At 70.3% G+C, this 11,158-nt stretch carries 12 protein-coding genes; 2 read left to right on the top strand and 10 right to left on the bottom strand.

Annotated features, from left to right (window positions below):
• Positions 1-297 precede the first annotated feature (297 nt).
• From VFF46_RS36690 to VFF46_RS36645, 10 genes are all read right to left on the bottom strand, one after another.
• Entirely contained in the window at positions 298-1,341 is a 1,044-nt protein-coding gene (locus VFF46_RS36690; RefSeq protein WP_325041870.1) for a pyridoxal-phosphate dependent enzyme, read from the bottom strand.
• A complete protein-coding gene (locus VFF46_RS36685; protein ID WP_325041869.1) occupies positions 1,338-2,807 on the bottom strand; it encodes an ABC transporter ATP-binding protein in 1,470 nt (489 codons plus the stop codon). The genes VFF46_RS36690 and VFF46_RS36685 overlap by 4 nt, the downstream gene beginning before the upstream one ends.
• Positions 2,808-2,947: 140 nt before the next feature.
• A complete protein-coding gene (locus tag VFF46_RS36680; protein ID WP_325041868.1) occupies positions 2,948-3,730 on the bottom strand; it encodes an ABC transporter permease in 783 nt (260 codons plus the stop codon).
• Positions 3,727-4,665 carry an ABC transporter permease gene (locus VFF46_RS36675; protein ID WP_325041867.1) on the bottom strand — a complete coding sequence of 313 codons (939 nt, stop codon included), beginning with the start codon at positions 4,663-4,665 and terminating at the stop codon, positions 3,727-3,729. The genes VFF46_RS36680 and VFF46_RS36675 overlap by 4 nt, the downstream gene beginning before the upstream one ends.
• Entirely contained in the window at positions 4,666-6,192 is a 1,527-nt protein-coding gene (locus tag VFF46_RS36670; RefSeq protein ID WP_325041866.1) for an ABC transporter substrate-binding protein, read from the bottom strand.
• A 210-nt stretch (positions 6,193-6,402) separates the two neighbouring features.
• Positions 6,403-6,879, bottom strand: a complete 477-nt coding sequence (locus VFF46_RS36665; RefSeq protein ID WP_325041865.1) for a MarR family winged helix-turn-helix transcriptional regulator — start codon at positions 6,877-6,879, stop codon at positions 6,403-6,405.
• Positions 6,880-6,909: 30 nt separating this feature from the next.
• A complete protein-coding gene (locus tag VFF46_RS36660) occupies positions 6,910-7,896 on the bottom strand; it encodes a copper resistance D family protein (protein WP_325041864.1) in 987 nt (328 codons plus the stop codon).
• A complete protein-coding gene (locus VFF46_RS36655; protein ID WP_325041863.1) occupies positions 7,893-8,405 on the bottom strand; it encodes a copper resistance CopC family protein in 513 nt (170 codons plus the stop codon). Before VFF46_RS36655 ends, VFF46_RS36660 begins: the two co-directional genes overlap by 4 nt.
• Before the next feature lie 2 nt (positions 8,406-8,407).
• Positions 8,408-9,091, bottom strand: coding sequence for a YcnI family protein (locus VFF46_RS36650; RefSeq protein ID WP_325041862.1), 684 nt, complete (start codon positions 9,089-9,091; stop codon positions 8,408-8,410).
• A gap of 49 nt (positions 9,092-9,140) precedes the next feature.
• Positions 9,141-9,659, bottom strand: coding sequence for a hypothetical protein (locus VFF46_RS36645; protein WP_325041861.1), 519 nt, complete (start codon positions 9,657-9,659; stop codon positions 9,141-9,143).
• Positions 9,660-9,777: 118 nt separating this feature from the next.
• Here VFF46_RS36645 and VFF46_RS36640 point away from each other — a divergent pair, with 118 nt between their 5' ends.
• Complete coding sequence (locus VFF46_RS36640; protein ID WP_325041860.1) at positions 9,778-10,302, top strand: SigE family RNA polymerase sigma factor; 525 nt, start codon at positions 9,778-9,780, stop codon at positions 10,300-10,302.
• Positions 10,299-11,075 (top strand): hypothetical protein, encoded by a 777-nt coding sequence (locus VFF46_RS36635; RefSeq protein WP_325041859.1) that lies wholly within the window; start codon positions 10,299-10,301, stop codon positions 11,073-11,075. The genes VFF46_RS36640 and VFF46_RS36635 overlap by 4 nt, the downstream gene beginning before the upstream one ends.
• Positions 11,076-11,158: the final 83 nt, after the last annotated feature.

Below are 11,158 nucleotides of genomic sequence, written 5' to 3'. Positions count from 1 at the left end.
GTAGTTGCGATAGGTGACGTCGGCACCGGGAAGGCGGGTGGTGTGGTGCAGCCAGAACGCACTGGTGATGTCGAACGTGCCGGCGGCGGGGCCGAAGGCACCCGCGAGCACGGACTCGATCAGTTGACCTACGGACACGAGAGCGGGGTTGGTGGTCATGGGAGGGCGGCCAGCCTTTCGGGGATGTAGTGCAGGGCGGGGAGTTGCGGTCGGCCTTCTGGTCGGAAGCAGTACAGGAGCGAGCGGCGGTCGGTGGCAGTGCGGTTCGGGGCGGAGCGGTCACTCACGGATCTCACATTAATGCGACGGGGTCGCAGATGGAAGTTCCGCATGCCGGAGCTGCGCCGACTCTCTCCGGTTCCACGACATCGCCGACCAGGGCACGGCGAGCTCCTCCAGCGAGTCGATCTCCCGCGGTCGCATCGACGCCATCGGGCGCGCCTCGGCATGCCGGGCGAATGCCGACTCGACGTACCGGAAACCCGTGTCCGCGGCCAGGAAAACGTGTTTCCGCCCGGTGTCGCAGTTGTGCTCCCAGAGCGCCGACAGGTACGCCGCTCCGGTCGACAGCCCCGCGAACACGCCGGAGGTCCGGAGCAGGTCCACCGCCGCCGACATCGCGTACTCGAAGGAAACCCAGTGCAACCGGTCGTACAGCTCGTGCCGCACGTTCCGGAACTCGATCGAGCTGCCGATCCCGGCGATGATCATCTCCGGGTCCTGCGTGTGCCCGGCCCCGAACGTGACGCTCCCGAACGGCTGAACGCCGACCAGGTTCACGTCCCGCCCGCTCTCCCGCAGGTACGCCGCGATCGCGCCGGTGGACGCGCCCGTACCGACGCCGCCGACCAGGCACAACGGCCCGCTCGGCACCAGCGACGCGACCAGGTCCGCGACCGCGCGGTACCCGAGGTAGTGGATGTCGTCGTGGTACTGCCGCATCCAGTGGTACGTCGGGTTGTCGCGGAGGATCTCGCCGATCCGGCGGACCCGGAGGTTCTGGTCGAGCTGCAGGTTGTTCGAGGACGGCACCTGCTCGACGGTCGCGCCGAGGATCTCCAGCTGGATCCTCAGCGTCCGGTCGACGGTGGTGGAGCCGACGATGTGGCACTTCATCCCGTACCGGTGGCAGGCCAGCGCGAGCGCGTGCGCGTAGATCCCGCTCGAGCTGTCGATCAGGGTGTCGCCGGGCCGGACGCGCCCGGTGTCCAGGAGATGCCGGACGGCGCCGAGCGCGGAGTACACCTTCATCGTCTCGAACCGCAGACAGATCAGGTCGCCCACCCGAATCGGGTCCGGGTCCTTGATCGCCTCCGCCAGGTGGTCGTGCAGTCGCGTCATCGGCGCGGTTCGCTCCTCAGGTCGATGGATGCCACGGGCGGAGATTCGGGGGTGCCGAGCCGGGCGGCCGCGACCAGTTGGCGGGTCAGGTCGTGCCGCGGCGCGGTCGTCAGGGTGGCCGGCGGTCCTTGTTCGACCACGCGGCCGGCGTCGAGGACCATCACCTCGTCGGCGACGGCAGCGACCAGTCCGAGGTCGTGGCCGATCCAGATGAGCGCCGTGCCGCGGGCCTTCAGTTCGCCGAGCAGGTCGAGGACGAGCGCCGTACCGCGGTCGTCGAGGGCGGTGGTGATCTCGTCGCAGATCAGGACGTCGGGGTTCGCGAGGACGGCGCGGGCGAGGGCGGCGCGTTGCAGTTCGCCGCCGGAGAGCCGGCTCGGTGGGCGGGCGGCGGTGATCGCGGCGACGCCGAGCCGGGCGAGCGTGGCGACTGCCTCGGCGTGGGCCTGGTGCGGGGCGAGGGCGCGGAGCCGTTCGGCGGTACGGGCGACCTGCTGGTCGACGGGGCGGCGCTCGTCGAAGGAGCCGCGGACCTCCTGCCAGACGTACTGCACGCGGCGGTGCTGGTCGCGGGAGCGTTTGCGGAGTACCGGAAGCGGGGTGTCGTCGAGGTGGATGGTGCCGGTGTGGCGCTCGTGCAGGCCGGCGAGGCAGCGGGCCAGGGTGGTCTTGCCGCTGCCGGAACGGCCGACGATGCCGAGACAGCCGCCAGCGCGGACGATCAGGTCCACCTGACGGAGCAGGAGCTCGCGGCGTACCGATGCTGACAAGTTCATTGCCTTGAGCAACGGCTGGTGGGCGGTGGAGGTTCCCGTGCCGGGCAGGTCGGGAGCGGCCGGGAGTACGTCGAGGCCGCCGGAGGCGATCACGTGACCGGCGTCGAGGACCACGACCCGGTGGGCGAGGGCGCGGACGAGTCCGAGATCGTGACTGAGCAACAAGATCCCGAGGCCGGTCGCGGCCAGCTCGCGCAACTCCCGCACCAGGTGCAGCCGGGTGATCGAGTCGAGGCCGGTGCTCGGCTCGTCCAGTACCAGCACGCTCGGCCTGCAGGTCAGCACCTGCGCCAGGGCGACGCGTTGCCGTTGACCGCCGGAGAACTGGTGGGGAAAACGTTTTCGGATTCCGTTGTCGGTGGGGAGCTGGGCGGCGCGGAGAGCCTCGACCGGATCGCCGCCGTGGAGCTTCCCCAACTCGTCCAGGGTCGCCCCGATCCGCCGGGCGGGGTTCAGCGCACTCCCGGGATGCTGCGGCAGGTAGGCGACAACCCGCCCCCGCACATCCACATCCGTCACCCCGTTGCCGTCGACAACCACTTCCCCCGCGACCTCGACCCGCCCTTCCAGCCGTACCCCTTCACCACACTCCCCCAGCAACGCCAGCGCCGCCGTGGTCTTCCCGGCCCCCGACGCCCCCACCAACGCCGTAATCTCCCCCGCCACAACCTCGAACGAAACCCCGTCCACCAACACCCCACCACCGGCAGCCGCACACAACCCCGCAACCCGAACAACCACCTCCCCCGCAGAGCGGGGAGCCGGCGACGGGGTCAGGTTGTTTGGTAGAGGGTTGTGCTCGGGTGGTTCGGTCGGTTGGGGGTGGGGGCTCATCGTGGGGTCTCCTGCGGGTGGCGGGAGTGGTGGAGGAGGTGGTCGGCGAGGAGGTTGAAGCCGAGGGTGAAGGAGACCAGGAGGAGGGCGGGCGCGAGGACCGACCACGGTTGGAGGAGCAGGCCTTCGCGGTTGCGGGAGACGGTGACGGCCCAGTCGGGGGCGGTGGGGCTCAGGCCGAGGCCGAGGAAGTTGACGGAGGCGACGACGAACACGGCGAGCGTGATCCGGGTGCCGAGATCGGCGGCGACCGGGCCGAGGACCGAGCGGCCGACGTACCCGAGCTGGATCCGTACCCACGACTCCTGCTGCATCCGGAGCGCCTCGACGACCGGCCCGCTGGCGGCGTCCAACGCGGCAGCGCGGACCAGCCGGGCGACGGTGGGGACGTTCATCATCGCGACCGCCACGGTGATCGCGAGCGCCGACGCCCGCCAGCCGACGGCGACCACGCTGATCACGAGCAGCGACGGCAACGGCAGCAGTACGTCGAGGGGCCGCATCAAACCCTCGTCCAACCACTGGCGCCGGGTGGACGCAGCCGTCAACCCGACGACCCCGCCCACGACGTATGCCAGCACCACCGCCCCCAACGCCATCCCCAAAGCCGACCGCCCACCGACCAGCAGCAACCCGAACACGTTCCGCCCCAACCCGTCCGTCCCCAGCAACCCGGCGGACGAGTACGGCAAGCCCTCCCGAGCGTGATACGGCACCAACGGACCGAACACCGCAATAACCAACGGCACGACGACCAACCCCACCGCGACTCGCTTCATCGGAGGAGCTCCGAGCGCGGGACCAACCGGTTACAGACGAGGTCCGCCGCCAGGTTGATCAGCAGAGCAGCAACGGCCAGTACGAGCGTGAGCCCCTGAACCACCGGCACATCGCGCGTTTCCACACCGTCGACCAGCGCCGTCGCAAACCCAGGAATCGCGAAGATCGCCTCGACAACCAGCACCCCACCGAGCAGCGTGTCGCCGGTGCGGGCCAGCTCCTGTACGCCGGGAACCGCAGCGTTCGGCAGCACGTGCCGCAACAACAACTGCCGCCGCGGCACACCAAGCCGGCGAGCCTGAGTGATGTACTCCGCCTGCAACGCCGCAATCGTCCCGGCCCGGACCTGCCGCGACAGCAGGCAGACGGTACGTCCGAACAACACAGCGACCGGCAGCACGAGCAGCGCCGGCGAAGCGAGCAGGTTCCCGCCGACCCACGTGGCCGGCAACCACCCGAGCTTCAGCGAGAACACCGCCACCAGCAGCACCGCGATCACGAAGTCCGGGATCGCCGACAGCGCCAGCGTGACCGACGTGACCAGGCGATCCACTCGGCCGTTCTCGCGGGTACCCATCACGATGCCCAGGGCAACGGCCAGCGGTACGACGACCGCGAGCGTCGCCAGTGTGAGGACCAGCGTCGCGCCGATCGAACCCCGGACGATGTCCGCGACCGGTCCCCCGCTGATCAACGACGTACCGAGATCACCGGTCAGCACGTTCCCCAGCCAGTGCACGAACCGCTCCACCGGCGGTTGATCCAGCCCCAGCTCAGCCCGCAGCGCGGCAACCTGCGAGGGCGTCAACGTTTCGGTGAACCGCAGGTCGGCCGCATCCCCCGGCAGCAACGACGTCAGTACGAACACCAGCACCGACAGCACGGCGAGCTGCACCACCGCGAGCAGCGCCCGCTGGACGGCGTACGACCGCATTCAGGCCAGCCACACCTTGTCGAACCGGCCCTGGTCCAACGTGTTCGGCGGCGCCGCCTGCACGCCGTGCACCTTCGCCGACACCGCCACGAGGTAGTCCGGCAACCCCCACGCCAGGATCCCGCCCTCGTCCCGCAACGTCTTCTGCAGTACGCCGTACCGCGCCGAACGCTCGCTCTCAGACGTCACCGAGCGCGCCGCCGCGAACGCCGCGTCGAACGCCGGCTGCCGCCAATGTGTGACGTTGAACGGTGAATGCGACAGCAGCCGATCGGTGATGTACTGCGGGATCGGCATCGCCCCGGACCGATGGTTGCCGATAGCACCCTTCGCCAGCAGGTCCTTCGCGTACGTCTGCGGGCTACCGGTCGTCACCTTCAAGTGCACCCCGGCCTCGGCCACCTGCTCGGCGAACAACGTCGCGGCCGCCACGAACCCGGCCGACGCGTCGGCGGTGAACAGCTCCACCTCACGACCGACCAGACCGGCCTTCTTCAGCAGCGCCTTCGCCCGGTCCACGTCCCGTTCCCGTGCGGGTAGGTCGGCCGGATAGTACTGATATCCCTTGCCGAACAGGTCGTTCCCGACCTCGCCGCGCCCGGCGAGTACGACGTCCACCAGCCGCTGCCGATCCGCGAGCAGCTTGAACGCCAGCCGTACGTCGGGGTCGTCGAACGGCGGCTGGTCGACCTTCATCACGAACGCCTGCATCGTGCTCGCCTTCGCCGCGACCACCTGAACCGCCTTGCCCGCGGTCCGCGCGAACGTCGCGGTCATGTCGTTCGCGTACTCGGCCTGCCCGCCCTGTACGGCGTTCGCCCGCGCGTCGGACTCCGCGGACAGGATGTGCAGCTCCTCGATCCGCGCGGGCCCGTCCCAGTAGTCGTCGTACCGGGAGGCGACCATCGACCGGCCGGCCTCGAAGGACAGGTACCGGAACGCGCCGGTGCCGACGGGTTTCGACGGATCCCGGAACCCGTTCCGCACGATCTGCGTGCCGATACCGGCGAGCAGCGCGGGGAACTCGGCGTTCGGCTGGGTCAGTACCAGCTCGACCGTCGAGGAGCCGATCGCCTTGCTGCGCTTGAGATCCAGCGTGCCGAGCGAGGACTGCGCGACCCGGTCCGGTACGGCGGGATCGGCGATCCGGCTCAGGCTGTACAGCACGTCGTCCGGCACCAGCCGCGCGCCGTCGTGGAACCTCGCGTCCCGGAGCGTGAAGCGCCAGGTGGTCGCCGTACCGTCGTGCTCCCACTTCGCGGCGAGTCGCGGGACCGGCTTCAGGTCCGGGCCGAGCTCGACCAGTTTCTCGTAGATCGCCTTGTGCCGCGCGATGTCCACGAACAGGCTCTGCACGTGCGGATCGAGCACTTCCTTCGCGCCGCCGCCCGCGTACACGGCCCGCAACCGGCCGCCCTGCTTCGGCTCCGCGGTCGCCGTCCCGCACCCGGCCGCCGCGGCCAGCCCGATCGCGCCGGTCAACCCCAGGAACCCACGCCTACCCAACGCCTCGGACACCCGCAACATCCTCACCTTAGTGAAAACGGTTGTCAAATCCAGCGCGCATCCGAACCCGACGACCTATTCTGTCCGGCGCAACTGCCCGGTCGCGCCGCGTGACGGCGTGTCAGGGTCCGGCAGCTCGACAGTACGTATACGTCCACTGCCCGCGATCGGGCCGGGCCAAAGGCGTGCCTCCGGCAGCAGTGGACGTATACGTACTGTCGACGCGCCGACTTACTCGACGCAGTCGGACGGCGCGCAGGTGTTGGGGAGCTGCGCGGCGATCCGGTCGAGGAGGGTGGTGAGCTGAGTCTGCTCGGAAGGGGTGAGGCGGTCGAAGAAGTAGCTGCGGACTGCCGCGACGTGGTCGGGGGCGGCGGCGTCGATCGCCTTCCGGCCGAGGTCGGTGAGGCGGACCATCGAGCCGCGGGCGTCGGACGTGCACTCCTCGCGGCAGACCAGGCCGCGCTTCTCCATCCGGCTGACCTGGTGCGACAGCCGGCTGCGCTCCCACCCGACGGAGCGGCCGAGGTCGCGGGTGCGGAGTACCCCGTTCTCGGCCTCGGACAGCGGGTGCAACAGCGCGTAGTCGGCGCCGGACAACCCCGAGTTGCCGATCATCCGTGCCTCGAGCGCGCGCATCAGCTCGCGATGCGTGTCGCGGTACGCCTGCCAGAGCCGCGCCTCACGCTCGTCGAGCCACTCCGTCATAGCAGCATTGTACGGACGGACGTTGACATGTCACGGAGTGCGGGACAGCGCCACGGCGAGGCCGATGGTGCCGGCCATCACGGCCAGTTCGAGGATCGCGAGCTGGCGGAACGCCGCCTGGTCGCCGTTCGCCAGCCGCGGCAGGCTGCTCCGGCGGTGCTGCCAGCCGATGAACACCAGCGCCGCGAACGCGAGCGTCTTCCCCAGCACGAGCACGCCGTACCCGCTCGTCACCCACTGCGTGATCAGCCCCCAACCGCCTTGCCGGCCGTCGAGGTGGATCTCCGCGGTGATCAGCCCGGTGATCCCCATCGTCACCGCGCAGACCAGCGCGAGCGTGCTGAACAACTCCACGGACTCCCGCGAGCGCGTGTACCGCAGTACGGCGCCCAGCCCGCCCACCCACGCGGTCGCGGCGACCACGTGGACGACGAGCGACACGGTCGCGAGCACCGACCACCCGTTCGTACGGTCGATCGCGCCGTGCCCGGTGAGCAGCGGGCCGATCAGCGCCGCGATCGTCAGTACGGCGGCGACCCGGGCGGCCCGCATCGTCTTGGTCCCGCTCAACACGATGGCGAGTACGGCGGTGAGTACGACGGCGACCGCCAGCGCGCGCACCTGGCTGAGCCGCCCGGCCGGGTCGGCATGCTCGGCCAGGTGGGACAGCGGGATGCCGAGGATGACCGTCGCGGTCGCGATCAGCCCGCCGATACTCGCGACCGCCCAGATCCCGGCGGCGAGCGCCGCGTCCTGGCAGGCACGCAGCGCCTTGTCGCCGAGCTTCCCGTCGGTGGCGGGCAGAAGCAGGACGACCCCGACCACGGCGCCGCCGGTCGCCACCGCGGCCGCGTCGGCGACGAACCGCAGGACCGGAACCGCCCACGACACCCCGAGCCCGGCACCGAGCAGGCCGTCCAGCGGCCGCTGCGGCGCGCCACCTCCGGCGAACAGCGCGAGCACCATCACAACGATGCCGACGGCAACCAGTCCGCCGATCGCCAGTGGACGTCTCATGACGCCGGTCGGCGACGGACGATCACCACGGCCAGCGCGACCACGACCAGCATCACCAGACACATCGCGACGATCGTGACCGTGTTCGAACCGCCCTCGGACTGCGAGCTCGGCGTGGTCCCGGCGGGTTCGGTCGCGGGGTGACCGGCGTGCGTCACGGTGAAGGCGCCGGAGACGGTGACCGGATGACCGTCGGCGGAGATCACCCTGGCCTCGACCGTGTACCTGCCGGGCTCGACCATCGCGCCGACCGGCTGCGTGACCGTGTTGTCGATCACCTGGACGGCGCCGTTCGCGACGTCCTTGCCGCTCGGCGACTTCACCTGGACCTGGGTCCCGTCGGAGCCGACCGGCTCGTTGAAGGTCAGCACCACCTTGGTCGGCGGCGCGGCCATCGAGGAGCCGTCGGTCGGCGTCATCGATTCGAGTTTGGCGTGCGCCGCCGCCACGCCGGCGGTACCCGCCAGCATGAACAGCGACGCCACCAGTACTGCGATCAACCGGCGCACAGTTACTTCCCGGACTCCGCCGCAGCCCGTCGCGGCCGCAGCCCGAACGCGAGTCCGAGCAGCCCGACCAGCAATCCGCCGCCGCCGAGCCAGCGCGCCAACGTGTCCGACGTACCTTCCGACGTCGTCGCCGCCACCGGAGTGACCGCGGCCGCCAGCTTCAGCGTCGGCGCCGGGTGCTCGGGCTCCGCCGCGCCCGCCTTGGTGGGATCGACCCACTTCACCACCGAACCGTCGCTGTAGGTCTGCACCGCCGGGAAGCTCAACGCGTCCACACCCTCCGGCAGCGTTCCGACCGACAGCGCGAACTCGTCGAAGTCGTTCGGCGGGATCCCGCCCGCGGTCGCGGTCCAGGTGACCGTGGTGATCGCCTTGGTCAGCGTGACGTCACCGACCTTCACCGGAGCCGGCAGCTTCTCCTCCTTCTTCTCGACCTTCCATCCGGCCATCACTTGCGCACCCACGGACGCGAACGGGTGGTCCTTGGGCAGCGTGACGACCAGCTTCGTGGTGCTGGTGTTGTCCGACTCGGTCGGCACCCGGAACACCAGCTTGGCGTAGCCGCCGGGCTTGGCGTCCGGCGACGACACCGTGACGTGCGCCGACGCCGAGCTCGCGGCGCCGATCACCACCAGCGCGGACGCCGCGGCGATCGCGACGGCGCGCAGGACATATCTCTTGGGCATGAGAGAACCTTTCAAGGCATACGAGTAATCCGGCGCGGGGGCGCCGGTTTCAGACAGCTGGAATCACTCGTACGCCGGGAGGCCCGCGCCCGGAGATGCTCGTACCGAGGCGGGACCCGGTCGGGGTCCACGACGTGAAGAAGCCGGGCGCGGAGGGGACGAGCCGGACGGGGCGCAGTACCGGCAGCTCCGGCAGCAGCCGCGCGAAGATCCGCCGTACCCGATGAACCCAGCGGTGGGCCCGGCCGATCGCGAGGACGCCGGCGAGCAGGGCGCCGAGGTGCGCGGCGCTCATCATCAGGCTGCCCGTGATCGACATGCCGTGCTGCATCGTCGCCGAGTCCAGCGTGACGTGTACGAAGAGCTGTACGCCGGCCAGCACCAGCCCGGTCAGCAGCCGCTCCCCCGCCAGGTACTCACCCAGCAGCCAGCACACCCCGGCCAGCGCCGCGAGCGGAGGGAGGACGCCGAGCGGCACGCCGCCGCCCCCGACGAGCACATGGCCGAGCACCGCCACCGCGACGCTCAGCGCCGCGACCGCGGACGTCGTTCTGCTCTCGGTCGGCATTCGATCCCCTCGCTCGTGTCACTCTACGGACAGCGACGCGTTCGGGTTCCCCCGGTCCACGTGCAACCTGCCGCGGGCCTCACCACGTTGAACTCGGCATGACCAGGGAGCATCGCGGGTGAAACCGGAGACAGAGCGGGAGTACGCCGAGTTCGTGACCCATCACGCGAACTCTCTGTGCCGGACCGCCTACCTGCTGTGCGGGGACTGGCGGCGGGCGGAGGACGCGACGCAGGAGGCCCTGATCCGGCTGTACCGGGTCTGGGGCCGGATCCAGCGCAAGGGCGTGGTCGCGGCGTACGCCCGGAAGGTCGTCGTCTCGACCACCCTCGACGCCCTCCGGCGCAAGTCCAGCCAGGAAGTCGTCACCGGCAACGAGTACTTCGTGAACGAGCCGGACGCCGACGCCCTCGGCGTGGTCGAGAACCGGATGGTGATCACCGCCGCCCTCGCCGAGCTCCCGCCCCGGCAGCGCGCCTGCGTCGTACTGCGGTACTTCGACGAGCTGTCCGTCGAGGAGACCGCGACCGCCCTGGACTGCCGCCCCGGAACCGTGAAGAGCCAGACGTTGCGTGCCCTGGACAAGCTCCGCGCCCACCCGGCGCTGGCCGACCTCGCCGACCTGATCGGAGCGAAGGCATGACCGATCTGAAGACCTTGATGGACCAGGCGACGGACCGCGGTACGCCGTTCACCCCGGACGTCGGCGAGCTCGTCGCCGCCGGACGGCACCGGACCCGCGTACGACGTGCCCTGATGAGCACGGCCGCGGCCGCGACGGCAGCCGCCGCGGTGGCCGCCGTACTGCTGAGTGGTCCGTTCCGCACCGCCCGGAGCGAGCCGCAGCCCGCCGTCACGCCGACGGTCGCCCGGCCGGCCGCGGTGACGGATCTCTGCGCGAAGTCCGACGACTTCTTCCGGACCGCGAACGACGATGCATGGCGTGCGACGGTCGTGCGGACGTGGACCGACACGGTGGTGGAGGTCTCCGACGCCGACGGTTCGATGACGGTCCGCCGGTCGCCGGACGGGTCGCAGTACGCGTACTGCGTGGCCGGCGTACCGGTCCACAAGAAGCCGGTGGGAGGGTTCGGGGCGACATTGCTGAACACCGGCATCATCACCCGGCAGTACCAGATCCAGCGGTACTGGAGTACCGCGTGCGGCGACGAACCGAACGACCGCAGCGACTTCGAGCGGTGCCAGGGCATTCGGTACAGCTACGCGGGCCGGGTGCCGGAGGGAGTCACCCGGATCGCGTTCTCCGGTCTCGGGCAGCACGCGGACGCCACGATCAAGGACGGGTACTGGGTGCACCGGATCTACACGGACAACATCCTGAAGGGCAACACCGACCCGGTCTACGTCACGATGTTCGACGCCTCCGGCAAGCAGGTGTTCCGGGACGAGTACTGACCTGCTGCGATGATGTCCTGATGGACGTAGCGGTGCTGGAGATCGGGGGAAGTCACGTGACGGCGGCCGTGGTGGCGCCGGGG

Origin of the sequence: Kribbella sp., from assembly GCF_035655035.1 — a bacterium.
Taxonomy (GTDB): domain Bacteria; phylum Actinomycetota; class Actinomycetes; order Propionibacteriales; family Kribbellaceae; genus Kribbella.
Note: the sequence above shows the minus strand (reverse complement) of the source record. Positions and strands in the feature narration are given on the sequence as shown.

Coding starts and splice junctions, on each gene's coding strand:
- VFF46_RS36680 (WP_325041868.1), bottom strand. CDS start 3,730: ATGAAGCGAGTCGCGGTGGGGTTGGTCGTCGTGCCGTTGGTTATTGCG.
- VFF46_RS36665 (WP_325041865.1), bottom strand. CDS start 6,879: ATGACGGAGTGGCTCGACGAGCGTGAGGCGCGGCTCTGGCAGGCGTAC.
- VFF46_RS36690 (WP_325041870.1), bottom strand. CDS start 1,341: ATGACGCGACTGCACGACCACCTGGCGGAGGCGATCAAGGACCCGGAC.
- VFF46_RS36645 (WP_325041861.1), bottom strand. CDS start 9,659: ATGCCGACCGAGAGCAGAACGACGTCCGCGGTCGCGGCGCTGAGCGTC.
- VFF46_RS36675 (WP_325041867.1), bottom strand. CDS start 4,665: ATGCGGTCGTACGCCGTCCAGCGGGCGCTGCTCGCGGTGGTGCAGCTC.
- VFF46_RS36635 (WP_325041859.1), top strand. CDS start 10,299: ATGACCGATCTGAAGACCTTGATGGACCAGGCGACGGACCGCGGTACG.
- VFF46_RS36650 (WP_325041862.1), bottom strand. CDS start 9,091: ATGCCCAAGAGATATGTCCTGCGCGCCGTCGCGATCGCCGCGGCGTCC.
- VFF46_RS36660 (WP_325041864.1), bottom strand. CDS start 7,896: ATGAGACGTCCACTGGCGATCGGCGGACTGGTTGCCGTCGGCATCGTT.
- VFF46_RS36670 (WP_325041866.1), bottom strand. CDS start 6,192: ATGTTGCGGGTGTCCGAGGCGTTGGGTAGGCGTGGGTTCCTGGGGTTG.